This is a genomic window from Azospirillum sp. TSH100 (genome assembly GCF_004923295.1).
GTDB lineage: Bacteria > Pseudomonadota > Alphaproteobacteria > Azospirillales > Azospirillaceae > Azospirillum.
The window spans coordinates 2,584,546-2,609,291 of record NZ_CP039634.1; the positions used below are offsets into that span (position 1 = coordinate 2,584,546).

Sequence of the window (24,746 nt, forward strand, 5' to 3'; positions counted from 1 at the left end):
CCCCACCTGACCGGGCCCTCACTGGACCAGCATTTCCTTGAACAGCACGTCCTTCACCTTCACCGGAAATGCGGCGGCGGTGATGCGCAGAAGCAGTTCCTGGCGCAGCCGGTACATGCCGGCGGAGCCACGCAGATCCTCCAGCCGCAATTCGCGCAGATAGACCTGGAAGTTGTCGATGATGCGCGGCAGCACATGCTCCACCGCCCCGACATCCTCCGGCTTCGACAGCTGGATGGAGATCTTGATCTTCAGGAAGGCGGGACGCTTGTTGCCGGTGTTCAGGTTCACCAGCATGTCCGGCAGGTCGTAGAAGATCGGCGCCGCATGGGCGGCGTCGCCCTTGCCGGCCTCCGCCCCATGTTCGCCTTCCTTGGCCGCGGCGTGCTCCCCCTCCTCCGCCGGCTTCTCCTTCCCCAGCAGCCCATCGAGCAGGCCGGAGAAATAGACGCCCGCACCGGCGCCGATCAGCAGGACCAGGGGCAGAACGACGAACAGGACCAGTTTCTTGCCACTGAATTTCTTCCGGGGCAGGCCGTCGGTCAGTTCACCGGCGTCGGTTTCGGCAGCCATGACATCCTGGGATCGTTCGAGGTACGCGACGGCTCAGGCATCCACCGCCTGACCCTGCCAAAGCTACTTTTGGGATAGTTAATAACTCCTTTCGAGTGGGGAATGGACCGCCCCGGACGGGCGGGTTTCCCCCCTCTGTCACCTTTTCGGCACGGTTCTTGATTGGGTCTGCCCGGCAGTCCGTGCCCGAACCGCTTCCGCCATCGGATCGGAACGCGATCAGGCCCGGACTCCGCCCTCGGCCGCCCGCCGTCCCCTTTGGGATTTGTGGGGCCGCCGACCATTGCCCCGCAGCACCTCCCGTGCGGCGGGAACGGGAGAGTCTTGCCCGATGGAACCCGGCAAGGAAGGCCCTCCCCCCGGCAGATTCTGCCCGGCATCCCCTGCCCCACCCGGCGGGACCGCCCCCGGCTTGCCCGAAGCCTGAGGATTCCAGGGCCTCGGTGAAGTTGGCACGCCGCCTGCAATACCCTTTTCGCCGGTCGGACGCTGTCGTTCGATCCGTTCGCAAGGTGAAGAGGCCGCAAGATGGAAAATTCGATCTACGTCGCCATGTCGCGCCAGATGGCGCTGCAACGCCAGCTGGACGTGACGTCGAACAACATCGCGAACATGAACACGACCGGCTACAAGAACCAGCGGATGCTGTTCACCGAATTCCTGGAAAAGCCGGGCCTGCACGAGAAGGTCAGCTTCGTCCAGGACCGTGCGGTGGTGCGCGACCTGTCCAATGGTCCGATGACCCAGACCGGCAACCCGCTGGACCTGGCGCTGACCGGCCAGGGTTACTTCACCGTCGATACCGCCAGCGGCCCGCGTTACACCCGCGCCGGCAATTTCCGCCTGAACGACCAGCGCCAGCTGGTGGATGCCGGCGGCCTGCCGGTGCTGTCCAACAACGGTCAGCCCATCACCCTGCCGGCCGGCACCAGCGACGTGAAGGTCAGCGGCGACGGCACGGTTTCCACCGAACTGGGCCCGGTCGCCAAGCTGAACATCGTCACCTTCAAGACCGAGCAGATGATGACCGAGGTCGGCAACGGCCTGTACGTCACCGACGAGCAGCCGCAGCCGGCGCCGGTCGAGACGAAAGTGGCACAGGGCTTGCTGGAAGGTTCCAACGTGAAGCCCGTGGTCGAGATGACGCAGATGATCGACATCCAGCGTCAGTACATGTCCGCCCAGAAGATGCTGGACAACGAACACGAGCGGATCCGCACGATGCTTCAGCGTCTGGGCCGCAGCGCCTGATCCAGACCGACGACGAGAGGAGAAGACCACAATGCGCAGCCTCGCCATCGGCGCCACCGGGATGATCGCCCAGCAGCTCAACGTCGAGACGATCTCCAACAACATCGCCAACTCGACCACCACCGGCTACAAGAAGCAGCGGGCCGAGTTCCAGGACCTGCTGTACCAGAATTTCCGCCGCATCGGCTCGACCTCGTCCGATGCCGGCACCGTGGTGCCGACCGGCGTGCAGGTGGGCGCCGGCGTGCGCGTCGCCGCGGTGGCCCGCGTGCTGGAGCAGGGCAACCTGAACATCACCGACAACAAGCTGGACGTCGCGATCAACGGATCGGGCTACTTCCAGGTGACGCTGCCCAGCGGCGACACCGCATACACCCGCGCCGGCAATTTCAAGCTGTCGCCGGAAGGCGTGATCGTCACCGCCGACGGCTATCCGATCCAGCCGAACATCACCATCCCGACCAACGCGGTGGACATCTCCATCAACTCTTCGGGCGAGGTGCTGATCAAGCTGGACGGCCAGACGGCGACCCAGAATGTCGGCCAGATCCAGCTCGCCACCTTCGCCAACGCCGCCGGCCTGGAAGCCACCGGCGACAATCTGTTCCTCGAGTCAGGCGCCTCGGGCCAGGCGGTGACCGGCAACCCCGGCGCTCCCGGCTTCGGCCGCGTCACCCAGGGCGCGCTGGAGACCTCCAACGTCAACGTGGTGCAGGAAATCACCACGCTGATCACCGCCCAGCGCGCCTACGAGATGAACTCCAAGGTCATCAAGACCACCGACGAGATGATGCAGCAGGCCAGCCAGATGAAGTAACGGCGCAGGCCGCAACACCGCCGGCGCCTCGCTTCAGCCTTCACACCGGGAACCACCGCCATGATCCGCCACCTCGCCACCCGCCGTCTGCCCGCCCTGATCCTTGGCGCCGCCCTGCTGACCGGTGTGCCGGCCATCGGGCAGGCCGCCGCGGCGACGGCATCGGCCGTGGCCGGCACGGGTCTGGCGCCGGACGTGGTGTATGGGATGCCGCATGTGGAGGCGGTGCTGTCGGACGCGCTGTCGCGGGTCATCACCGCCGGCCGGCTGCAGATGGAACTGGACAGCCGCGCGATCGAGCTGCGCGCGCCGCAGGGCGCCGGCGGGCTGGCGGTGGAGAACCTCTATTACAGCCCGATCCAGGGCCGCTTCGCCGCCGAGATCGTGGTGACGGGAAGCCAGGTCCGCCTGCCGGTGTCGGGCCGCGCCTTCGGCGTGGTGCAGATCCCGGTGCTGTCGCGCCGGATCATTCCCGGCGACATCATCGGCCCGGCCGACATCGACTGGCAGGACGTGCGCGCCGACCAGACCACCAGCGACACCGCCGCCACCGACGCGCAGCTGATCGGCATGACGCCGAAGCGCGGCGTGTCCACCAACCAGCCCGTCCGCCTGCGCGACCTGCAATCGCCGCGCATGGTCGACAAGGGCGCCATGGTCACCATCACCCTGTCGACGCAGTCGATGACGCTGACCACCCAGGGCAAGGCCCTGCAGGATGGCGGCAAGGGCGAGGTCATCCGCGTCGTGAACACCCAATCCAACCGCATCGTCGAAGCGACGGTCGCAGGCCCCAACGTCGTCGCCGTGGCAAAGCCCGGCACCATCGCGCAGTAAGGAGAAAGCTCCAATGTCCGCCACCATGACCGCCCGTCTGATCCGCTTCGCGATGATCGCCACCGCCGCCACCTCGCTGACCGCCTGCGGCGCCGCCTCGCGCATCGCCGACATCGGCAAGGCCCCGGAAATGAGCAACATCCAGGACCCGCAGGCCAAGGCCGGGTACCAGCCGGTCAGCCTGCCGATGCCGACCCCGCTGCCGACGGAGCGCAACCCGAACTCGCTGTGGCGGACCGGTGCGAAGGCCTTCTTCAAGGACCAGCGCGCGGCCAAGGTCGGCGACATCCTGACGATCAACATCTCGATCGCCGATCAGGCCAAGCTCTCGAACGAGAGCAAGCGGTCGCGCGCCAACACCGAAAAGGCAGGCATGCCGAACCTGTTCGGCCTGGAGGGCGACACGCTGAACCGTGTCCTGCCGAGCGGCGCATCGGCCTCCAGCCTGGTGAACCTGTCGAGCGACACCTCGAACGATGGCAAGGGCTCGGTCGACCGCAACGAGAAGATCGAGCTGAAGGTGGCGGCGCTGGTGACCCAGACCCTGCCCAACGGCAATCTGGTCATCCAGGGCCACCAGGAAGTCCGGGTGAACTACGAGCTGCGCGACCTGCAAATCCACGGCGTGATCCGTCCGGAGGACATCACCGCCCAGAACACCATCAGCTACGAGAAGATCGCCGAGGCCCGCATCTCCTACGGCGGCCGCGGCCAGATCACCGACGTCCAGCAGCCGCGTTACGGTCAGCAGCTGTACGACATCATCATGCCGTTCTGAGGACGGTGGACGTGACCGCGGCAGGATGGACCGCAGGGGGAGGAGGGCTTCCCCTTGCGGCCCATCCTGCCGCTGTGACGATGCTCCGGGCATCGCTGGCGGATGGGCAATTGCTGCCGCCCGGTGGGTTGTGCCGGGGAGATGCTGCCGGGCCGTCGGGGGGCCGCTCTACTGCCCGCTGGTAGCGGCTTACTGGTAGCCGCCCTCCCGGGCACGGTCCTTGGCGGCTTCCTCCTGCGCCTTTTCGGTTTCGTCGCTGATCTTGGCGCCGCTTCCGTTGCCGGCCCCGGCAGGCTTCTGCGGCTGCCCGTCGCGCGGGGCGTCGGCCGGTTGCTGGTTGGGCTGGTCGGCCATGATGTGCTCCTCAGGTCAGTTCAAGACTGGCGATGAAAAGGCAACAGCGGCGGCCGAAGAAGATCGCGGATGGACGGGCTTGCTCAGCCGGCCGGGGGATCGCTATCGCCGCTGCCGCCGGCGCCGTCGGCACGATCGAGGGCGGCGTTGATCTGGTCCAGCGTGCGGCCGCAGCCGGTGCAGACATCGCCGTCGATGGCGCACATGCCCAGGCAGTCGGGATCGTCGCTCATGGAACTGGGGCTTCTCTCAGGGTTGGCGATCACAGGCCATCCCTAACGGAAAGACAGCGTCGCCTCAAGCTGTCCGGTTCGACGGGGAAGGACGACAACGGGCCTTCGCCGCCGTCGCATGGCCGGCGGGGCCATGACGGTGCCGGAGTTGTGATTGCCGACACCATCATCAGGTAGTAAACCTTCGGCTCGACATACCACAGGCGAAGGTTTGCATGCCGACGGCACTGCTGGTGTCCTGCGCGATGTATCGGTACGGCACCGCAAGGATGCCCGCCGCTTTGAAAGCGGCGGGATTCCGCGTCTTCGTGATCTGCCCGCAGAATTCCCTGCTTGAGTTCAGCGACCAGATCGACGGCCGCCATTGTTTCGCTCCCGGGCTGGCGGTCGAAGACCTGACCGTGACCGCGGCCCGGGCGGCGGCGGGATTCCGGGCGGATATCATCATCGGCTGCGAGGAGGCGGCTGTCCGCGTGCTCGGCCTGGCCGGACGGCTGCGGGAACGGGTGGCGGAGGACAGCACCGACGCCCGCAACCTGCGGATCATCCAGCGCTGGTACGGCGGCCAAAGCTGGGAGCAGCGACGGGCGCGCTGTGTCGAGACGGCTGCGGCGGCAGGCATCCGGACCCCCCGTCAACGCGCCGTCGATCCGCAACGCACCACAGCGGCCGATCTGGTCGGGCTCGGTGAACCTCTCCTGCTGAAATATGACGGCAGCTCAGCCGGAAACGGGGTGTTTCTCGTCTCCAGCGCCCAGGAGGCGATCGGGCTGCTCGCCGCCGCACCTGCGGAAGTGGCCGGCCAGCAGGTCGTCGCGCAGGAATTCGTGCCCGGACGGGCGGCGTCGGTTTCCTTCTGCGCCCTGGACGGGCGGATGCTCGACGGCTTCGCCTACACCGCCCTGCACCATCAGCCAGAACCATTCGGCCCGGCTTCGGTGATCGAGGTGGCGGACCACCCGGCGCTGATCGAGATGGCCCGACGGATCGTGGAGCTGACCCGCTATTCCGGGTTCGGCGGCATCGATGCAATCCTGCCGGAGGATGGCAGCCCGCCGGTCTTTCTGGAATTCAACGCGCGGCCGACCCAGACCACCCATCTCGGCAGCGTGGCCGGCAGCGATCTATGCCGGGCGATGGCGGCGGCCCTGGCGGGAGAGCCCCATGAGGGCGTGTTCGGACGGATCGCCGGCAGGCGGATCGCCCTGTTCCCGAACGAATGGACCCGCGATCCCAACAGCCGCTATCTGACATTGGCCGACCATGACGTGCCATGGAACGAACGCCGGCTGACCGCGGCGATCCTGACCATCACCCCGCAGCTCCACACCGCGTAACCGATCACTCCGGCGGCTGCTCCAGGGTCAGCTCGCCAGTGACGTCATGCCTCAGGTCGATGCCGTCGACCGTCAGCGCCATGCGCGCGGACAGGGACGTCACCCCGTCGAGCCGACCTTCCGCCAGTGCCCGGCCGACGGCCAGTTCGATTTCCCGCTGCGAGGTGACGCCGACCTGCTTCAGGAATTTGCGCAGGCCGAGGTTGAAGGCCTCATTGTACATGACCGTCCTCCAGAAATTCGTGTGCCGGTGCGAACCGGCGGACGACGGCATTGGTTCCCGGGCAGCTGGAATCGACGGCCTCCCAAAACGACGAAAGCGCCGGTCGATGACCAGCGCTTTCCGTTCCGTCGGACAGGTTCCGGATTCAGGCACGCTACAGCCCCGGTCACCGGCACCGGGTGGACGTGCAAGGCCGGAACAACGCGCGTTGTCAGTCGTCGCGCTGGGTCCGTTCCATCCGCTCGTGACGTTCCTGCGCCTCAAGGCTCAGGGTCGCAATCGGACGGGCGTCCAGCCGGCGGACGGAGATGGGATCGCCCGTCTCCTCGCAATAGCCATAGCTGCCGTCGACCAGACGCTCGAGTGCGGCGTCGATCTTTGAGATCAGCTTGCGTTCGCGGTCACGCGTCCGCAGCTCCAATGCGCGGTCGGTCTCGGCCGAAGCGCGGTCGGCAATATCCGGTTCCTGGATACCGCCTTCCTGGAGGCTGTTCAGCGTGCCGGTGGATTCCGCAAGCAGTTCCGCGCGCCAGCGCAGCAGCTTCTGGCGGAAATACTCCCGCATGATCGGGTTCATGAACTCCTCGTCTTCCGACGGGGAATAGTTCTGGGGCAGAAGCGGCGACGTCATCCGAAAGCATCCAGCGAAAAAGGGGTGATCCGGGCGGCGCGGAGTATAGGCAGGCCACGGCGCGACCGCAACCCATTGGTTCGCCCCCGCAACGACCAAACAAGCCCTTGGAATAAAAAGATTTGTCAGCGTTGCAGATTCGCCGACCCTTCGGGGCCGTCCCCAGGCGCCGCCCCTGGCCGTCGCCCGGTCGCGGGCATCGCCGGCCGGTTCAGGAAGTCAGCTTCGCCAGCTCGACCTGTGCACGCAGATCGATCTCGTCGAGAATTTCGGCCAGATTGGGATCGTCGACCTGGGCCCGGCGCGTCTGGACCACCTTCGCCAGATCGACCAGCTTCTGCATCGACAGGGTTCCGGACAGCAGGCCATGCTGGATTTCCTCCAGCCGGTCCAGCATCTCTTCCGCCCGCATCTTGCCGCGGGACGCACGCGCCGTGGCGTCGTCGGTGACATCCACCTCCTGCACGGCCAGCACCCCCGCAACCCCGGCGGTGGCGGCCGTGCCGCTGACGCCGTGGGCGGAACCGGCCTCTCCCACCAGCTGCTTGGAGAAGGCAGCGCCGGACGAGCCTTCGGCCTTGCCGGTGCGGCGGACCGAACCACTGCCGCGTATGTTTCCGGAGCCTTCGACTTTCATGATCCGTGCAACCGTTTGCAGTAAAGGATGCGTAAACGCGCACACAGTAGATGGATCAACCTTAACATCCGGTCAAGCCTTGCCGCAATCGGGCAAAAATTGCCGGCCGGCTGTGACCGAAAGGCGCCATATTCCGGGCGTTTTTCAGGACATGCGAGGAATGCCGCCGCCCCCGGCCTCTGGCACGGCGTTTGTATAGGGATGGGCACGAGTTCAGGAGTGTCCGCGTCATGATCCCCACCGCCCTTCGCCTTCTGCGCCGCCATGCCGTGCTGGCTGTGCTGACCGCCCTGCTGGCGTTTGGTGTCCAGCAGACCGCACCGGCTTTGGCCGCCTCCGCCCGTATCAAGGACATCGTCGATGTCGAGGGCGTGCGCGACAACATGCTGATCGGGTACGGGCTTGTGGTGGGCCTGAACGGCACCGGCGACAGCCTCAACAACTCGCCCTTCACCGAGCAGAGCCTGCAGGGCATGCTGGAACGGATGGGCGTCAACACCCGCGGCACCAACCTGCGCACCAAGAACGTGGCGGCGGTGATGGTGACGGCGACGCTGGGCGCCTATGCGGCCCAGGGCACCCGCATCGACGTCACGGTGTCGGCGATGGGTGACGCCAAGAGCCTGCTGGGCGGCACCCTGCTGGTCACCCCGATGCTGGGCGCCGACGGCGAGGTCTATGCCGTCGCCCAGGGGCCGATCGCGGTGTCGGGTTTCACCGCGCAGGGCCAGGGCGCCAGCGTGACCCGCGGCGTGCCGACCTCCGGCCGCATCTCTTCCGGCGCCATCGTCGAACGGGAAATCCAGTTCTCGCTGGCGGAGCTGCCGGTGCTGCGCCTGTCCCTGCGCAACCCGGACTTCACCACCGCCCAGCGGGTGGCGACCGCCATCAACATCCAGCTGCGCGGCAACCGCGCCCAGGCGACCGATCCGGCCTCGGTCCTCATCAACGTGCCGGAGACGCGGCGCGGCGACGTGGTGGGGCTGGTGACGGAGATCGAGCAGCTGCGCATCACCCCCGATCAGGTCGCCCGCGTGGTGGTGGACGAGAAGTCCGGCGTGATCGTGATGGGCGAGAATGTCCGCATCTCCACCGTGGCCATCGCCCAGGGCAACCTGACCATCCGCATCACCGAGACCCCGCAGGTCAGCCAGCCCGGCCCGTTCAGCCAGGGCCAGACCGCGGTGGTGCCGCGCACCGACATCCAGGTCGACGACCAGTCCAACAACCGCCTCGCCGTGATGAATTCCGGGGTGACCTTGCAGGAGTTGGTACAGTCCTTGAATGCGCTTGGAGTGGGACCGCGGGACATGATCGCCATTCTCCAGTCGATCAAGGCCGCCGGCGCCCTGCAAGCCGAGATCGAGGTGATCTGATGTCCATGAGCCCCGCCCTTTCCGCCGCTTCGGCCCCGCGCAGTTCCTCTCTCGTCGAACGCGCCCAGGCCGCCGGATACGGCGTGCGCACCCAGGCAAGGATTTCCGATCTGGAAGCCAAGACCGACCCGGCAAAGCTTGCCCAGCTGCGCAAGTCGGCCAACGAGTTCGAGAGCCAGTTCGTGTCGCAGATGCTGGGCCCGATGTTCGAGGGAATCGGAACCGACGAGACCTTCGGCGGCGGGCGCGGGGAAGAGATGTTCCGCCCGATGCTGATCGAGCAGTTCGGCAAGCAGATCACCCAGCGCGGCGGTTTCGGCATCGCCAATCAGGTTTACGGAGAGCTTCTTCGCGCCCAGGAGGCCAGCCATGGATAAGGTCGACGTTCGTTTCCCCCAGCAGGCCAAGCCGGCCGCCAACCTGCCGAAGAACGCCCAGGAACGCGCGGTCGCGCTGGTCGAGCTGATGGGCCGGCTGACCACCCTGCTGGAGCGCGAGGCGGCCGCCGTCCGCGCCCGCCGCCCGGCCAAGGAGCTGGCGCAGATCGTCAAGGACAAGCAACCGATGACGCTGGTCTATGAGGAGATCAGCCGCATGCTGCGCGTCGACCGCGAGGGGCTGATCGCCCTGCCGCAGGAGTTGAAGACCGCGTTGAAGGACGCGACCGGCAAGCTCTATGCCGCCACCGCCGACAATGCCGAGGCGCTGCGCATCGGCGGCGAGGCACAGAAGGTGATGGTGGACACCGTGGTGACCGTCATCACCCGCCAGCAGAAGGCGCCGACGACCGCCTATGCCGCCCATATGGGCGGAGGCCGCGGCTATTCCGCGCCGCCCAGCGGGCCGCGCACCTCGGCGGCGCTGAACACCCGGCTTTGAGCCGGTCCTCCGTCATCGGTGTCCGCCTTCATCCGTGACCGCCTTCATCCGTGATTGCCGAGAGTCTTCGGACGGCCGCCTCCTCTCCACGGAGGCGGCTTTTTTTTCATACGGCGGGCAATCGCGGCAAGAATGGTCCGCCACCCGGTCGAATTTGCCGGTCGAAGTCCCGCCAGCCGGCCGGAACTGCCGCCTATCCCCCGATCTGGGGCCAGACAGAAGGGTGCGGCGGTTGGCCCGCCCGTTGCATTGATCTCTCCGCATCGCCATCGGTGCGTTCCGCCGTCCCTAAGAGGCCCTTCCATGGAAGTCCAATCGAACAACATCGCCGCGTCCTTGTTCGACGGTCTCAGCCAGTCCCAGCAGACCCAGGGAACGGCGACGAAGAACGACCTGTTTTCCAAGATGATGGACCGCATGCTGGCCGACGCCGCCGCGCGCAAGCGCGAACAGGCCGATGCCGCCGCCCGCGATTCCGCCAAGGAGGCGGCAAAGGACGCCGCCAGGGATGCCGCCAAGGACGCCAGGGATGCCCGCGCGGCGGAGGCCCAGCGCCGGCAGCCGGTGCGCGCCGAACCGAAGCCCGACCTGACCCGCGACAAGAGCGTTCAAAGCCCCCGCCAGCCGGATGCCGCCGATTCGGCCCGTGCCGCCGAGACGTCCGGCAAAACCGATGACGACCGCCGGGTGGAGGCCCGCCACGATGATCGCCGCCCGGCCAAGACAGAGAAGCCGACGAAGGACCAGTCCAGGACCGATGGCGCCAAGGCCAGCGCCGATAAGGCGAAGGCGGACAAGGCCGACGACGCGAAGGCTGACGGGGCCGCCGATGCCGGCACCGCCGCCGCGAGCGACGACACCGTGTCGACCGATGCCGGTGAGCAGGCCGATGGTGCCGGCGGGGACGAGGCGACGTCCGGGGGCGATGCGGCCGGCGAGCAGGCCACGGGTCAGCAGGCAGACCAGGCCGCCAACCAGCCGCCGTCCCTGGCCCAGCCGGTTCCGCCGCAGCCGGTGCCTCAGGCCAGCGACCTGATCCTGGCTGGACTGATGCCGGCCGGACAGGCCGCCGCCGCGACCGCCGACGCTGGCGATGATGCTGCCGGAACCGGCGCAACCGGAGCCAAGGGGCCCGCCGGCCCCGTCGATCCGGCCGCCCAGCTTGCCCAGGCACAGGCCGCCGCGACCGCCGCAGCGGCCGGACAGACTGGTGCGGACACCGGGGCGAAGGCCGCAGGCAAGACCGATGCCGCGCAGACGGAGAACGCCGCCCAGGCCAATGCCGGCGCCGAGGCCGGCGCCCAATCGGGTGCCGAGGCCCTGCCGACCGACGATGATACCGCCCTGCCCGACCGCTTCGCCGATCTGCTGGCCGCCGCCAAGGCGAAGGCCGGCGAGGCCAAACAGACCGGCAAGCAGGCCGGCACCGAGGGTGGTGGCCGCAACGACGCCCAGGCGCAGGCGCAGACGATGATGCCGCAGCCGGCGCCAGCCGTGGCACCGGCCGCGCCGGTGGCCGAGACGGTGACCGCCGCCGCAACGGCCGGTGCAGCCAAGGCGCTGGAGGGAATCGAGGGTACCGGCAGCACCGGCGGCTCCTCCTCCGCGTCCACCACCAGCCCCCACATCCATCCGGCCCTGGCCGCGATGGAAGGAGGTCAGGGCGGCATGCCCGGTCTCGACCAGACGCAGGCCACAACCGCGACCCTCCGCCCGTCGCGCGGTGCCGGCATGCCGATGGGCGTGCACGACCAGATCGCCGTCCACATCAAGAAAAGCGTCGCCGACGAGGTCGACCAGTTCACCATCAACCTGCATCCGGCCGAACTGGGCCGGATCGACATCAAGCTGGACATCGGTGCCGACGGCCGGGTCAACGCGACGGTGGCGGTGGAAAAGGCACAGACGCTCGAACTTTTGCAGCGCGACAGCCGCGGCCTGGAACGCGCCTTGCAGGACGCTGGATTGCAGACGGACTCCAACAGCCTGAACTTCAGCCTGCGCGGCGAGGGCAACCCCTTCGCCGGTGATGGCCGGGGCGATGGCAAGGGGACCGGCTCCGGTCGGCGCGGCCGCGGCTTCGGCGGTGGCGGCGACGAGGACGGGGGCGACAGTGCCGTCTACACCGCGACGCTCGGCAACGGGCGCGTCGATATCCGCGCCTGACAACATCCGCGCCCCGGGCCGGCCGCAAGCCAGCCCTCGCATCAGAGATTTCGGCCGACAGGGCCATAAAGGACGACCGCCATGACCACGACCACCAACACGACCTCCAGCCCGACCCTGAACCAGTACGGCACCTATTCGGGTGGTCTCTCCACCGGGTCGAAAACGGCGTCCGAAACCAGCAAGACGCCCCAGACCGACGCGGAGAAGACCGCATCGGCGACCAAAGGGCTGGGCGACAATTTCCAGACGTTCCTCACCATGCTGACCACGCAGATGAAGAACCAGGACCCGCTGAAGCCGCTCGACACCAACGACATGACCAAGCAGCTGGTCGATTTCGCCAACGTCGAGCAGAACATCGGCACCAACAGCCGCCTGGACAAGCTGGTTCAGTTGCAGTCCGCCGGCACCGCCTCGACCAACCTCGCCTATCTCGGCCGCACCGTCGCCTTCGAGGGCGACAATTTCCAGTACACGCAGGGCATGACCCAGGCGCCACTGGGTTATGAACTGGCAACCTCGGCCAAGTCGGTGCGCGTCGACATCCTGGATGCCAACGGCAACATCGTCCGCTCGATGCCCGGCGAAACCACCGCCGGCACCAAGCATGCGGTGAGCTGGGACTTCAAGGACAACAACGGCCGCGCGGTGCAGCCCGGCACCTATCGCCTGAACGTGGCGCCGGTGGCGGAGAACAAGAACGACACCATCAAGACCACCACCTACACCTTCGGCACCGTCGCCGGTATCGGCAACAACAAGGACGGCGAGACGGTGCTGAACATCGGCACCAGCGAAGTCCCGCTGTCGAAGCTGACCACGGTCTACTAACCCGGATTCGTTGCACGAACCGATTGCTGCCAACCTCGACGGATGGGGTGCCGGGACCACCCTGTCCGTCCGGATGAGCAACTACCACCCGATAAAAAGTTAACCCTTTCGTTTAGGCATTTGTTAAGTGCCCGCGCATACAGTACCCCGAAATCGTGGAATCCACAGTTTGGGTTGGAGCGTCCGCGCATGGCACTCATCGAACTCGACACCGGCGATGATTCTGCAGCCGGTGCATCGGTCATTGGTCCTGAGGGGCGTCCCATGACCGAAAACGACCTTCCCCCGCCCGACACCAAGCGTTGGGTGATGCGCCGCAAGGCGGAAGTGGTCGCAGGCGTCCGTTCGGGGCTGATCAGCCTGGAGGAAGCCTGCCGCCGCTATACGCTGTCGGTGGAGGAATTCCTGTCCTGGCAACGGCTGATCGACAGCCACGGCATGCGGGGCCTGCGCGCCACCCGGCTGCAGGACTACCGCCCCGGCCAGTCCGTCCGCGACCGCGTCGGCGCTGACTGACCCGGTGCGATGAGTCGAAGAAGCGCCGCGGGATCGGCCCGTGGCGCTTTTTGCGTTTGGGGTGGTGCGGTACAGGCGGAGCATTCGTCAGCCGATTTTCCGACCACAAGCCCCGCCACAGGCGCCGTCAATCAGCGCCGCCGCCGCACTCGCCACCGCCTCGTTGCCCGGCCCCAGATCCAGGGCGCGGCCGGCGGCATAGGCGCCCTCCATCAGCAACTGCAACTGCGCACACAGCCGATCCGGGTCGTCCGCCCCCGCCGCCACGGCCAGCGCATGCAGGCGATCGCGGACCATGCGCTTGTGGCCAAGCGCCAGCACCCGGACGGGGTTGGCAGGATCGCGCAGTTCGGCGGCAGCGCTGGTGAACGGACAGCCCTGAAATTTCGGATGGTCGATCCAGTGGCCGAGGGCGGTGAACAACGCCTTCATCTGGGCGCAAGGGTCGCCGGGATGGCGAGCGGTCACCCGGTCCCACCAGGCGGCATGCTGGGCCATGTTGCGCTCCAGATAGGCGCAGACCAGATCGTCCTTCGAGGCGAAGTTGCGATAGAGGCTCATCTTCGCCACACCGGACCGGGCGATGATCGTGTCGATGCCGACCGCGCGGATGCCCTCGCGGTAGAACAGTTCCGCCGCAGTGTCGAGAATCCGTTCGCGCGCCGGCTTCCTTGCGCCCTCAGCCTCGGCCATTCCCCACCCTCAGTCCCGTATGGCCGGGTCCAAGCCCGGCATTGACCCAGCATTGACAATGATACAGACCTGTCTCTACCATCGCAACGAAGAGACAGGTCTGTATCATCAAGAACGGAGACTCGGGGGATGCGCTATTTCGAGGATGTCACGGTGGGCGACCGCTTCACCGGCGGACCGCTGACGGTCGAGGCGGCGGAAATCGTCGCCTATGCCGCGAAGTTCGACCCGCAGCCCTTCCATCTGGATGCCGAGGCGGCGAAGGACACGCTGTTCCGTGGGCTGGCGGCCAGCGGCTGGCACACCGCCGGGATGACGATGCGGATGATCGTGGGCAGCGATGCCGAGTTGGCCGGCGGCTATATCGGGATGGGCGTCGATGAGATCGGCTGGCCGCGCCCGACCCGCCCCGGCGACGTGCTGCGCATCGAGATGGAGGTGCTGGAGGCCCGGCGCTCCGCCAAGCGGCCCGACCAGGGCGTGCTGCGGGTGAAGACCACCACCTTCAACCAGAATGACGAGGTGGTGCAGACCATGACCGCCAATCTGCTGGCCCCCGGCCGACCCGCCTGAAAAGACAATCCCTGAAAAAGAAAACCCCCGCATCCGGGACGGGATGCGGGGGCGGCAGTTTCGGCTTTCCGCCGTCAGCGCTTCAGGCCGGCGGTGAAGGCGAAGTTGTCGAAGGAGTTCTCGGCCACCCGGAACCACAGATACTCGTCGTCGCGGAACTTCTTCCACGGCTCGTAGATCTTGGCGAACTTCGGATTGGCCTTCGCCGTCTCCTCATACAGCTCGGTGGCGGCCTTGTAGCACGCCTCCATGACCTCGCGTGGGAAGGGGCGCAGCTGGGCGCCGCCGGCGACCAGACGGCGCAGCGCCGCCGGGTTTTCCGCATCGTACTTGGCGTTCATCGTCAGGTTGGCCTCGAAGCAGGCGGCCTCGAGAACGGCCTTGTACTGCTTGGGCAACTGGTCCCACTGCTGCTTGTTGACCAGCAGCGAGACGTTCAGCCCGCCTTCCCACCAGCCCGGATAGTAGTAGTACTTGGCGACCTTGTTGAAGCCGAGCTTCTCGTCGTCATAGGGGCCGATCCACTCGGCGGCATCGATGGTGCCCTTTTCCAGCGACGGATAGATGTCGCCGCCGGCGATCTGCTGCGGCACGGTGCCGAGCTTGGCCAGGACCTGACCGGCGAAGCCGCCGATGCGGAACTTCAGGCCCTTCAGATCCTCGACGGTCTTGATCTCCTTGCGGAACCAGCCGCCCATCTGCACGCCGGTGTTGCCGGCCGGGAAGTTCACGACGCCATAACCGTCGAAGAACTCGCGCAGCAGGGCCATGCCGCCGCCATTGTAGATCCAGGCGTTCTGCTGGCGGGCGTTGAGGCCGAACGGCACCGTCGCATCGAAGGTGAAGGTCGGATCCTTGCCGACATAGTAGTAGCTGGCGGTGTGGCCGCACTCGACCGTGCCGTTCTGCACGGCGTCCAGCACCTGAAGGCCGGGGACGATCTCGCCGGCGGCGAAGGCGCGGATGGTGAACTTGCCGTCGGTCGCGGCGGCGACACGGGCGGCGATGGTGTCGGCCGCACCATAGATGGTGTCCAGGCTCTTGGGGAAGCTGGACGCCAGACGCCAATGGATCTCCGGCTGGCTCTGCGCGATGGCGGGGGCCGCCAGGGTGCTGGCGGCAACGCCGACACCGGCAGAAGTCAGGAAGGAACGACGCTTCATGAACGTTTCCTCATCGTTGTGGCCATGGCGTCGGTTGAACGATGACGCCATTTGCCGAACAGAAGACACCAAGGTCCCCAAACAATTCTAGAAATCGCAACGGCTTCCAGACAATTCATCAAATTGCATGGCTTCCATTCCCACCGCTATTCCGCAGAAGGGAAAATACAGCGCGGATGCACGACTGCAACGGCGACGGCCAGAGTCCGTCCCATCAAGGATTTTCAAAGCAATGCATGGCAGGAAGAATCCAGGACATGGGTCTGCTCAGTCGAGCATCAGTCAGCCCTGTCGATCAACCGCGGAACCGTCTTGCCGTTGCCTGAATGGTTACGTGTACCGATGATATATGCGACGCGCGGAATTGCACCCACCCCTACTTTCGTTCATGGGCTTGGCCGTACGGAATCCGCTCTGCCGATCGCTCCGCCAGAACGCCATTCACACATGCACAATGGCGAATGTGCGGATATTGACACAGTTCAAAGTTTCAAATTGTCGGAGGACGATTGGCATGTTTGCCGCTCGGCCGGCCCCGACCCGGCAGGATCAGCACGGCGCCCAGCAGAAGACCGGCGGCCAGCCCGCCGGCATGGGCGCCCCAGCCGACCTCCGCCAGCGGGGACTCGGCCTTCGCCGGCACCAGCGTCATCGCCGCGTTCAACAGCGCGAAAATCAGAATCGCCCCCTGGACCAGCCGCCGGGGCAGGCGCCGCGACATCATGCCGGAACGGGGACGCATCCACAGGAATGCGCCCATCAGCGCGCAGATCGCTCCACTCGCCCCGATCAGCGGAGCCATCCGGTCGACCGCCAGCAGCCCCTCCGTCAGCGCCGCCGTCACCGTTCCGGCGAGGAACAGCAGCAGATAGCGCAGATGGCCGGCGTCCCGTTCAACCACATCGCCCAGCAGCCACAGCACCGCCATATTGGACAGAAGGTGCGTCAGGTCGCCGTGGATCAGGACATGACCGAACAACCCGCGCCACACTGCGCCCGTCGGCAGCGGCCCGGCCAGTTCGACCGTTCCGAAGAAATAGGCGGGAACGAAGGCGAAGGATTCCGGCGGAAGCCGCAGGACGAACGCCAGCACGCAGACGAGAATCAGGATGCGGTTGGCGTAGGGCGGAACGGCCACGGCGGCCGGTCTCCCTCTCCCGCTCCGGCCCTGCCGGTCCAGCGCCAGCGCCATGCCCTGCCCTCACCCGTCGGTGCCGCCGTTCCGTGCCGCACAGCCATGCGCGGCGATAGGCCTCACCCCCAATGTAGGAAGGGGTATTGTGGAAAAACAGCGGTTTCCCACGGCATCCGGGTTGCTCCTATACCGGTCGGACGGATTGGAGCGCCGCCGTCCGGCTGGCACAGTGGTTCTACCATCCGGCGAAGTTCCGTTTGCCGGACAACGACGACCGGGGAAGAAACGACCATGAACGAACGTCAGGATACCGGCAGCATGACGGTGGACCGCCAGGGCCGCGTCATGGTGCTGACCATGAGCGACGCCGGCACCCGCAACGCGCTGGGTTTGAAGATGATGGCCGCCGGACGCGATGCGCTGGACGAGGCGACGCACGACCCCAACATCGGCTCCATCGTGCTGACCGGGGCCGGCGGCGCCTTCAGTTCGGGCGGGCATCTGAACAACCTCTATCACCATGGCAGCCGGTCGCGATCGGAAAACCGCGACGGGATCGAGCGCTTTCACGGCTGGGTCCGCGCCATGCGCGAATGCCCGAAGCCGATCGTCGCCGCGGTGGAGGGGCCGGCCGCCGGCGCCGGCTTCTCGCTGGCGCTGGCCTGCGACCTGATCGTCGCAGCCGAGGACGCGCAGTTCCTGACCGCCTATGTCAGGGTCGGGCTGACAGCCGACGGCGGCGCCTCCGCCTCGCTCGCCCGCGCCCTGCCGCCGCAGCTCTATGCGGAGCTGATGCTGACCGGCGGCCCGGTCGACGCAGCGCGCCTGCATGCCGCCGGCGTCGTCAACCGCGTCACCGCCCCCGGCCGGGCGCTGGCCGAGGCGATCGCCTGGGCCGGAACCATCGCCGAAGGACCGAGCGGCGCCATGGGCCGCGCCAAGAAGCTGATGGAACTGGCCTATGGCAGCTTCGCCACCCAGCTTGCCCGCGAAAGCGATCTGTTCGTCGAGGCCCTGCACCATGGCGAGGCGAAGGAGGGCATCACCGCCTTTTTTGAAAAGCGCCGACCGGTGTTCCACAAGCGCTGACGTATAAAAAGGACCGGGCGCCGCATGCGGTGCCCGGTCTCCTAACTGTCAACGAGCACCCGTCAGCGCACGAGGACGTGCGCCGCCTCCTTCGTCCGTTCGACCGCACCGGCAACCTGACTGACCGCGCTGGAAATGGCGGTGATGTTGGCGGTCACCGTCGCCACGGCGGCGGATGCGGTCTGCATGTTGGACGACATGTTCTGGGTGACGGCGCTCTGCTCCTCCACCGCCGATGCCGTGCCGGTCACATGCTCGCGCACCACCGCGACCGCTTCGCGGATGGCGTTCAGCGCGGTGGCGACCTCGGTCGAGGTCGACTGGATGCCCTCGATCTCGGCGGAGATCTGCTCGGTCGCCTTCCCGGCCTGGTTGGCGAGATTCTTGACCTCCGAAGCGACGACGGCGAAGCCCTTACCCGCCTCGCCGGCCCGCGCCGCTTCGATGGTGGCGTTCAGGGCGAGCAGATTGATCTGGCCGGCGATGCTGTTGATCAGCCCGACGATGCCGTTCATCGCCTGGGCGGCGGCAGCCAGCCGGTCGGTGCTTGCCGCCACCGCGACGGTGCGGTCGAAGGCGCCGTCCGTGGCCGAACGGGCCCGGCTCATGCTTTGGGAAATCTCGCCGATCGACGCGACAAGTTCCTCCGCACTGGCGGCAACCGCCTGAACGCTGGCGGAGGTCGATCCGGCGGCGTCGTTGGCCGAATGGGCTTCCCCCATCGACAGATGAAGCGCCTGGTCGACCTCGCCGAAATTCTTGTCGATCATGACCTTCAGGTTGTTCAGCAGCGAAACCTGCGCGGTCACGTCGACCGCGAACTTCACCACCTTGGTGACCCGTCCCTTCTCATCGAAGATCGGGTTGTAGGCGCCCTCGATCCAAACGACCTTGCCGCCCTTGCCGATCCGCTTGTACTGCGCCGCCTGGAATTCGCCACGGCGCAGGGTTTCCCAGAACCTGGAATATTCGGCACTGTCGCGATAGGCCTGCTCGACGAAAATATTGTGGTGCTTGCCGACGACCTCGTCCAGGCGATAGCCCATCACCTTCAGGAAATTGTCGTTGGCCTTGGTGATGATGCCGTCGGTGGTGAACTCGATGACCGCCTGCGACCGGCTGATCGCCGCCATCTGCGTGGCGTAGTCGAGGTTTTCCAGCCGCTCCTTGGCGTCCGCCCATTCGACGACGAAACCGATTCGCTCGGTGCCTTCCGTCAAGGGCGTCACCAGCAGGTCGAACTGATGGCCACCGACCTTGATCGTGGCACCATAGGGCTTGGTCAACGCGGCCAGCAGCTTGCGTTGGTGGCTCGGATTCTTGTGGAAGACATCGATGTTGCTGCCGACGAGACGGTTGACGTCCAGACGGGGCAGTTCCTTGCGCAGGTCGCCTTCCACCTCGCGCAGAAGCGCCGTCACCGCCGGGTTGACATGAACGATGTTCAGATCCGTATCCGCCACCATCACCTTGGCCCGCAAGGCGTCCAATGCGGCCAGCTTGCGCCCCAGCGCCCGATTGGTTTTTCCCCGTCCGAACATCACCACCCCCACCCGAATACTCACGTATGAAGAAGATCATACCGAAATCGAAACAGGGTTCCATTAGGGGAAGCACTAAATCTTGTGATAATTCTCAAACCCTCGAAAAATACCAACCTTTTACCTGGAACTATAATTACAGGTTGCATTGGTTGGCTCGACAGACAACGTTTACAGGATAAAGCATTTATTATCCGGAATTTCTTTAGAATGGTTTTAGAATACGAGGCATATGACTTACGAAGTAGATCGATCCATTCGCCGGACAATGGAACGGATGCCAATGACGGCAGCCCAACACATTGAGAAAGAAACTTCCCGACAACCTCTCCATCCATGCGAATGTATGTTGAACACGCACACCCTGAATTGTAAATATCTCCAACATGATGCAATTCCGCCGCCGCTCCCTGACCGACTCCGAACGGCTCGACTGGCTCCGCCTCATCCGAACGGAGAATGTCGGGCCGATCACCTTTCACCGCCTGCTGGAGCAATATGGCAGCGCCGCCAAGGCGCTGGACATGCTGCCCGACCTGGCGCGGCGCGGCGGGCGGGCAAAACCGCTTCGGATCGCTTCCAAGGCCGAGGCGGAACGGGAAATGCAGGCCAACCGCCGCTTCGGCGCCCGCCTGCTCTGCACCTGCGAACCGGATTACCCGGAGCCGCTGGCCGCGGTGGACGATGCCCCGCCGGTGATTTCCGTCGCCGGGCATGACCATCTGCTGCGGCGCCGCGCGATCGCCATCGTCGGGGCGCGCAACGCCTCTCTCAATGGCAAGAAATTCGCCGAATCGCTGGCGCGCGAGCTGGGAGCGGCCGGGCTGCTTGTCGTCTCCGGCCTTGCCCGCGGGATCGACACCGCCGCCCATGCCGGCTCTCTCACCAGCGGAACCGCCGCGGTGCTGGCCGGCGGCATCGACGTGGTCTACCCGCCGGAGAATGAGGGGCTGTACCGCGACATTCTGGCGCAGGGCGTCGTGGTGGCGGAAAGCGCCATCGGCACCCAGCCGCAGGCCCGCCATTTTCCGCGCCGCAACCGCCTGATCTCCGGCCTGTCGCTCGGCGTGCTGGTGGTGGAGGCGGCGCTGCGCTCCGGCTCGCTGATCACCGCGCGGATGGCGCTGGAACAGGGGCGCGAGGTGATGGCGGTGCCGGGATCGCCGCTCGACCCGCGCTGCCACGGGACCAACAACCTGCTGCGCCAGGGCGCCACCCTGGTGGAGCGGGCCGACGACGTGCTCCGCGCCATCGAAAACCTGCGCCCGCCCACATTGGCGGAGCCACAGCGCGACCTGTTCAGCGCCCCCGCCTTCCTCCCGGGCAAGGCCGCCGAACCCGACGAATCCGACCTTGCCAGGGCACGCGCCGTGGTGCTGGAAAACCTCGGTCCCTCGCCCGTCACCATTGACGAACTCGTTCGCGGGTGCCAATTGTCCGCTCCGGTGGTGCTGACCGTGGTTCTGGAACTTGAGCTTGCCGGCCGAGTCCAGCGTCTTCCCGGTCATCAGGTGTCTCTTGCCTGATCGGCGCCGCTTCGGTTTGGGTGGGCATACGCGAAGGGCTGGTTTCTTGCCGGGCAGCAACGTCGTCATCGTCGAATCGCCGGCCAAGGCGAAGACCATCAACAAGTATCTGGGCGACGACTACACCGTCATCGCCAGCTTCGGCCATGTCCGCGACCTTCCGGCGCGCGACGGATCGGTGCGCCCGGATGAAGATTTCGCGATGGAATGGGAGCTGGGCGACCGCTCCAAACGCCACATCGACGAGATCGCCAAGGCGGTGAAGTCGGCCGACCGCATCTATCTCGCAACCGACCCGGATCGCGAGGGAGAGGCCATCGCCTGGCACCTGTCCGAACTCCTTCGCGAAAAGCATCTGTCCGACAACCGCGACGTCCAGCGCGTCACCTTCAACGAGATCACCAAGTCCGCCGTCCAGACCGCGATGGCGAACCCGCGCGCGGTTTCGCAGGAGCTGGTCGACGCCTATCTGGCGCGCCGGGCGCTGGACTATCTCGTCGGCTTCACCCTGTCGCCGGTGCTGTGGCGCAAGCTGCCGGGTTCCAAGTCGGCCGGCCGCGTGCAGTCGGTGGCCCTGCGCCTGATCTGCGAGCGCGAGTCGGAGATCGAGGTCTTCAAACCGCAGGAATACTGGTCGATCGCGGTCGGCTTCACCACGCCGGCCGGCGCCGCCTTCACCGCGTCGCTGACCCAGCTGGACGGCAAGCGGCTCGACAAGTTCGGCCTGCCCAACCGCGATGCGGCCGAGGCCGCGGTGGCCAAGATACGCCCGCAGGCCTTCGCCGTATCGCAGGTGGAGCGCAAGCAGAGCCGCCGCAACCCGTCGCCACCCTTCACCACCTCCACCCTGCAACAGGAGGCCTCGCGCAAGCTGGGCTTCGGCGCCACCCGCACCATGCGCACGGCGCAGAAGCTGTATGAGGGTGTCGACATCGGCGGCGAGACGGTGGGACTCATCACCTATATGCGAACCGACGGCGTCAGCCTGTCGCAGGAGGCCATCGACGGCGCCCGCGGCCTGATCGGCTCGCACTATGGCGAACGCTATGTCCCGGCCCAGCCGCGCGTCTACAAGACCGCCGCCAAGAACGCCCAGGAGGCCCACGAGGCCATCCGCCCGACCGACCTGCACCGCCGCCCTGACTCGGTGGCCGGCTATCTGGAGCAGGACGAGCTGCGGCTCTACGAGCTGATCTGGAAGCGCACGCTGGCCAGCCAGATGGAAAGCGCCGTGCTGGATCAGGTGGCGGTCGACATCGCCAGCCCGTCGAAGGACGTCGTGCTGCGCGCCACCGGCTCGATCGTCGTGTTCGACGGCTTCCTGAAAGTCTATCAGGAGGACCGCGACGACGCGACCGAGGACGACCAGCAGGAGCGCCGCCTGCCCGCCATGGACCAGGGCGATGCTCTCGTCCGCGGCGAGATCGATCCGGAGCAGCATTTCACCCAGCCGCCGCCACGCTATTCCGAAGCCAGCCTCGTGAAAAAGCTGGAAGAGCTGGGGATCGGCCGGCCGTCGACCTACGCCTCGATCCTGCAGGTGTTGCAGGACCGCAATTATGTGCGGCTGGACAAGCGGCGCTTCATCCCTGAGGACCGCGGCCGGCTGGTCACCGCCTTCCTGGAGAATTTCTTCCACCGCTATGTGGAGTACAACTTCACCGCGGAGCTGGAAAACCAGCTGGACGAAATCTCCGACGGCAAGATCGACTGGAAGACCGTCCTGCGCGATTTCTGGACCGCCTTCGACGCGGCGGTGAACGGCACCAAGGATCTGACGATCACCCAGGTGCTGACCACGCTCGACAACGAGCTGGGCGCCCATTTCTTCCCCGCCGCCACCGAGGACGGCCATGACCCGCGCGTCTGCCCGGTCTGCCGCGAAGGCCGGCTGGGGCTGAAGCTGGGCAAGATGGGCGCCTTCATCGGCTGCTCGCGCTATCCGGAGTGCCGCTACACCCGGCCGCTGGCCGTCGCCAACGACGAGAATGGCGAGGCGCAGGAAGGCCCGCGCGAGCTGGGCAACGATCCTGAGACCGGCCTGCCGGTGACGGTGCGCCGTGGTCCGTATGGCGCCTATATCCAGCTCGGGCCGGCACCAACCACGGCGGTCGCTCCGCCGGAGGAACCGGCGGCGGAAGAGCCTGCTGCCGACGGCAAGAAGCCGAAGGCGAAGAAAAAGAAGAAGGATGAGGCACCGAAGCCCAAGCGGGTGTCGCTGCCCAAGGGCATGGCCGCCGCCGACGTCGATCTCGACACCGCGCTGCGGCTGCTGGCCCTGCCACGCGCCATCGGCAACCATCCGGAGACCGGGGAAGAGATCAGCGCCGGCATCGGCCGCTTCGGTCCCTACCTGAAGCATGGCAGCGTCTACAAATCGCTGACGCCGGACGACGACGTTCTGACCATCGGCATCAACCGTGCCGTCGATCTGCTGGCCGGTGCCGCCAAGAAGGCCTCGGCTCCGGCCAAGACGCTGGGCGACCACCCGAAGACCGGCAAGCCGATCACCATGGGCTCGGGCCGCTTCGGACCCTACGTGAAGCACGCCAGCGTCTATGCCTCGATCCCCAAGGGGACCGAGCCGGACAGCGTCACGCTGGAACAGGCGCTGGAACTGATCGACGCGAAGGTCGCCAAGGACGCCGCCAAGAAGGGCGGGAAGGCCGCCAAGGACGCCGAACCGGCCAAGGCCGGCGGCGGCGAGGCGGAAAAGCCGGCCAAGGCCCCTGCAAAGACTGCGGCGAAGAAGCCGGCCGCCAAGAAGGCGACCAAGGCCAAGACGGCCAAGGACGCCCCGGCGGAAGCCGCGGCGCCGAAGGAGACGGCGAAGGCGTCGTAGGCACAACAGCCCCGACGCTCTTGCCAACGCCCTCTCCCGCCCCGGGAGAGGGCGGTCCTTATCCCTCAGCGTCCCCGCTTCGCCGCCAGCATGCTGGCGATGGCCGCCCCGTTCTTCCCGGCGCGTTCACCGATCACCGTCAGCGTCTCTCCCGGCGCGGCATCGATGCCCGCGGCCTTCAGCACCTCCACAGCGGTGTCGGACGTCAGGCCAAGGGCCGGGGCGGCGGCCTCCAGGCGGGCGCCGGACAGGGCGCCGAACACCGCCCCCGGATTGACGGCGCCGCCGCCGGTCGTACCGGTCATGCCGGTGAAGACCACCGAGACGATCACACTGGTGACGAAGGCCGCCTGGGCGGCATGCCGTTTCAGATAGCCCAGGAAGGCGCGCCAGTTCTTCACCAGATGCCAGAGTGCGATGGCGGAGAACACCACGCTCAGCCATTCGTGGGAGAAGCGCACCAGTCCGGCATTCCAGTGCAGGAGCAGCATGATGCCGGTCACGGTGGACACGACGAAGGTGACGATGGTGACGGGCGTCACCACGTCGCGGGTCATTGTTTTGGAAATGGTCATCGCAATCGCCTTGAATCGGGTGTCGTTTCTTGTTGACAGCCATGATCGCGCGCCACTGTAACTGGACGATATCCACCGGCATAAGGTTGCGTAACAGTGTGTAACGCGCCGGCCGGCGCGGGTTCGGCCGCTTCGTCTCGGGACTGCCGCCGACATGCTTGGGGAGT

The 24,746-nt window shown here is 66.5% G+C and carries 26 protein-coding genes; 15 read left to right on the forward strand and 11 right to left on the reverse strand.

Annotated features, from left to right (window positions below):
* Positions 1 to 18: 18 nt before the first annotated feature.
* Positions 19 to 573 (reverse strand): flagellar basal body-associated FliL family protein, encoded by a 555-nt coding sequence (locus E6C72_RS12225; protein ID WP_109086062.1) that lies wholly within the window; start codon positions 571 to 573, stop codon positions 19 to 21.
* A gap of 528 nt (positions 574 to 1,101) precedes the next feature.
* Between E6C72_RS12225 and flgF the strand changes: the two genes are divergently transcribed.
* The 4 genes from flgF to flgH are packed head-to-tail and all read left to right on the forward strand — an operon-like array spanning position 1,102 to position 4,256.
* Positions 1,102 to 1,824, forward strand: a complete 723-nt coding sequence (flgF, locus tag E6C72_RS12230; protein WP_109086063.1) for a flagellar basal-body rod protein FlgF — start codon at positions 1,102 to 1,104, stop codon at positions 1,822 to 1,824.
* A gap of 31 nt (positions 1,825 to 1,855) precedes the next feature.
* Positions 1,856 to 2,641 carry a flagellar basal-body rod protein FlgG gene (gene flgG, locus E6C72_RS12235; protein ID WP_109086064.1) on the forward strand — a complete coding sequence of 262 codons (786 nt, stop codon included), beginning with the start codon at positions 1,856 to 1,858 and terminating at the stop codon, positions 2,639 to 2,641.
* Between the two features lie 60 nt (positions 2,642 to 2,701).
* The gene (gene flgA, locus E6C72_RS12240; protein ID WP_109086065.1) at positions 2,702 to 3,478 is read left to right on the forward strand and encodes a flagellar basal body P-ring formation chaperone FlgA; all 777 of its coding nucleotides are present in this window, start codon (positions 2,702 to 2,704) and stop codon (positions 3,476 to 3,478) included.
* Between the two features lie 13 nt (positions 3,479 to 3,491).
* Entirely contained in the window at positions 3,492 to 4,256 is a 765-nt protein-coding gene (flgH, locus tag E6C72_RS12245; protein ID WP_199228760.1) for a flagellar basal body L-ring protein FlgH, read from the forward strand.
* Positions 4,257 to 4,445: 189 nt separating this feature from the next.
* On the opposite strand, the gene E6C72_RS31755 is transcribed toward flgH, so the two are convergent.
* Both E6C72_RS31755 and E6C72_RS12250 read right to left on the reverse strand, forming a co-directional pair.
* The gene (locus E6C72_RS31755) at positions 4,446 to 4,610 is read right to left on the reverse strand and encodes a hypothetical protein (protein ID WP_158280169.1); all 165 of its coding nucleotides are present in this window, start codon (positions 4,608 to 4,610) and stop codon (positions 4,446 to 4,448) included.
* 83 nt (positions 4,611 to 4,693) lie between these two features.
* The gene (locus E6C72_RS12250; RefSeq protein WP_109086066.1) at positions 4,694 to 4,843 is read right to left on the reverse strand and encodes a DUF1289 domain-containing protein; all 150 of its coding nucleotides are present in this window, start codon (positions 4,841 to 4,843) and stop codon (positions 4,694 to 4,696) included.
* A 215-nt stretch (positions 4,844 to 5,058) separates the two neighbouring features.
* Between E6C72_RS12250 and E6C72_RS12255 the strand changes: the two genes are divergently transcribed.
* Positions 5,059 to 6,180, forward strand: coding sequence for an ATP-grasp domain-containing protein (locus E6C72_RS12255; protein ID WP_109086067.1), 1,122 nt, complete (start codon positions 5,059 to 5,061; stop codon positions 6,178 to 6,180).
* Between the two features lie 4 nt (positions 6,181 to 6,184).
* Here E6C72_RS12255 and E6C72_RS12260 read toward each other — a convergent pair whose 3' ends face one another.
* The 3 genes from E6C72_RS12260 to E6C72_RS12270 form a co-directional block, all read right to left on the reverse strand.
* Positions 6,185 to 6,403 (reverse strand): DUF6494 family protein, encoded by a 219-nt coding sequence (locus E6C72_RS12260; RefSeq protein WP_109086068.1) that lies wholly within the window; start codon positions 6,401 to 6,403, stop codon positions 6,185 to 6,187.
* A gap of 211 nt (positions 6,404 to 6,614) precedes the next feature.
* The gene (gene dksA / locus E6C72_RS12265; protein ID WP_012974451.1) at positions 6,615 to 7,034 is read right to left on the reverse strand and encodes an RNA polymerase-binding protein DksA; all 420 of its coding nucleotides are present in this window, start codon (positions 7,032 to 7,034) and stop codon (positions 6,615 to 6,617) included.
* 211 nt (positions 7,035 to 7,245) lie between these two features.
* A complete protein-coding gene (locus E6C72_RS12270; RefSeq protein ID WP_109086069.1) occupies positions 7,246 to 7,671 on the reverse strand; it encodes a flagellar assembly protein FliX in 426 nt (141 codons plus the stop codon).
* A gap of 230 nt (positions 7,672 to 7,901) precedes the next feature.
* Between E6C72_RS12270 and E6C72_RS12275 the strand changes: the two genes are divergently transcribed.
* From E6C72_RS12275 to E6C72_RS12300, 6 genes are all read left to right on the forward strand, one after another.
* Positions 7,902 to 9,047: a flagellar basal body P-ring protein FlgI gene (locus E6C72_RS12275; protein WP_109086070.1), complete on the forward strand. Its 1,146-nt coding sequence runs from the start codon at positions 7,902 to 7,904 to the stop codon at positions 9,045 to 9,047.
* Between the two features lie 5 nt (positions 9,048 to 9,052).
* Positions 9,053 to 9,424 carry a rod-binding protein gene (locus tag E6C72_RS12280; protein ID WP_247882056.1) on the forward strand — a complete coding sequence of 124 codons (372 nt, stop codon included), beginning with the start codon at positions 9,053 to 9,055 and terminating at the stop codon, positions 9,422 to 9,424.
* On the forward strand, positions 9,417 to 9,926 hold the full coding sequence (locus tag E6C72_RS12285) for a flagellar basal-body protein (RefSeq protein WP_109086072.1): 510 nt from the start codon (positions 9,417 to 9,419) through the stop codon (positions 9,924 to 9,926). The genes E6C72_RS12280 and E6C72_RS12285 overlap by 8 nt, the downstream gene beginning before the upstream one ends.
* Positions 9,927 to 10,229: 303 nt before the next feature.
* Positions 10,230 to 12,092, forward strand: coding sequence for a flagellar hook-length control protein FliK (locus tag E6C72_RS12290; RefSeq protein WP_247875732.1), 1,863 nt, complete (start codon positions 10,230 to 10,232; stop codon positions 12,090 to 12,092).
* Between the two features lie 81 nt (positions 12,093 to 12,173).
* Positions 12,174 to 12,926 carry a flagellar hook assembly protein FlgD gene (locus E6C72_RS12295; protein ID WP_109086074.1) on the forward strand — a complete coding sequence of 251 codons (753 nt, stop codon included), beginning with the start codon at positions 12,174 to 12,176 and terminating at the stop codon, positions 12,924 to 12,926.
* A 189-nt stretch (positions 12,927 to 13,115) separates the two neighbouring features.
* Complete coding sequence (locus E6C72_RS12300; protein WP_085089750.1) at positions 13,116 to 13,442, forward strand: DUF1153 domain-containing protein; 327 nt, start codon at positions 13,116 to 13,118, stop codon at positions 13,440 to 13,442.
* An 87-nt stretch (positions 13,443 to 13,529) separates the two neighbouring features.
* Here E6C72_RS12300 and E6C72_RS12305 read toward each other — a convergent pair whose 3' ends face one another.
* Positions 13,530 to 14,135 (reverse strand): TetR/AcrR family transcriptional regulator, encoded by a 606-nt coding sequence (locus E6C72_RS12305; protein ID WP_109086075.1) that lies wholly within the window; start codon positions 14,133 to 14,135, stop codon positions 13,530 to 13,532.
* 129 nt (positions 14,136 to 14,264) lie between these two features.
* On the opposite strand from E6C72_RS12305, the gene E6C72_RS12310 reads away from it, so the two are divergent.
* A complete protein-coding gene (locus E6C72_RS12310) occupies positions 14,265 to 14,708 on the forward strand; it encodes a MaoC family dehydratase (protein WP_109086076.1) in 444 nt (147 codons plus the stop codon).
* Positions 14,709 to 14,782: 74 nt separating this feature from the next.
* Here the strand turns inward: E6C72_RS12310 and E6C72_RS12315 are convergent, their stop codons facing one another.
* Together E6C72_RS12315 and E6C72_RS12320 are read right to left on the reverse strand one after the other, a co-directional pair.
* Positions 14,783 to 15,871 (reverse strand): TRAP transporter substrate-binding protein, encoded by a 1,089-nt coding sequence (locus E6C72_RS12315; protein WP_109086077.1) that lies wholly within the window; start codon positions 15,869 to 15,871, stop codon positions 14,783 to 14,785.
* Between the two features lie 490 nt (positions 15,872 to 16,361).
* Positions 16,362 to 17,009 (reverse strand): rhomboid family intramembrane serine protease, encoded by a 648-nt coding sequence (locus tag E6C72_RS12320; RefSeq protein WP_247875733.1) that lies wholly within the window; start codon positions 17,007 to 17,009, stop codon positions 16,362 to 16,364.
* A 288-nt stretch (positions 17,010 to 17,297) separates the two neighbouring features.
* Here E6C72_RS12320 and E6C72_RS12325 point away from each other — a divergent pair, with 288 nt between their 5' ends.
* Positions 17,298 to 18,095 (forward strand): oxepin-CoA hydrolase, alternative type, encoded by a 798-nt coding sequence (locus E6C72_RS12325; RefSeq protein ID WP_109086079.1) that lies wholly within the window; start codon positions 17,298 to 17,300, stop codon positions 18,093 to 18,095.
* 62 nt (positions 18,096 to 18,157) lie between these two features.
* Here E6C72_RS12325 and E6C72_RS12330 read toward each other — a convergent pair whose 3' ends face one another.
* Positions 18,158 to 19,660, reverse strand: a complete 1,503-nt coding sequence (locus E6C72_RS12330) for a PAS domain-containing methyl-accepting chemotaxis protein (protein WP_247875734.1) — start codon at positions 19,658 to 19,660, stop codon at positions 18,158 to 18,160.
* Between the two features lie 365 nt (positions 19,661 to 20,025).
* On the opposite strand from E6C72_RS12330, the gene dprA reads away from it, so the two are divergent.
* A complete protein-coding gene (gene dprA, locus E6C72_RS12335; protein ID WP_109086282.1) occupies positions 20,026 to 21,162 on the forward strand; it encodes a DNA-processing protein DprA in 1,137 nt (378 codons plus the stop codon).
* Positions 21,163 to 21,208: 46 nt separating this feature from the next.
* The gene (gene topA, locus E6C72_RS12340; RefSeq protein ID WP_109086081.1) at positions 21,209 to 24,004 is read left to right on the forward strand and encodes a type I DNA topoisomerase; all 2,796 of its coding nucleotides are present in this window, start codon (positions 21,209 to 21,211) and stop codon (positions 24,002 to 24,004) included.
* 65 nt (positions 24,005 to 24,069) lie between these two features.
* On the opposite strand, the gene E6C72_RS12345 is transcribed toward topA, so the two are convergent.
* Complete coding sequence (locus tag E6C72_RS12345; protein ID WP_109086082.1) at positions 24,070 to 24,579, reverse strand: DUF4405 domain-containing protein; 510 nt, start codon at positions 24,577 to 24,579, stop codon at positions 24,070 to 24,072.
* Positions 24,580 to 24,746 lie beyond the last annotated feature (167 nt).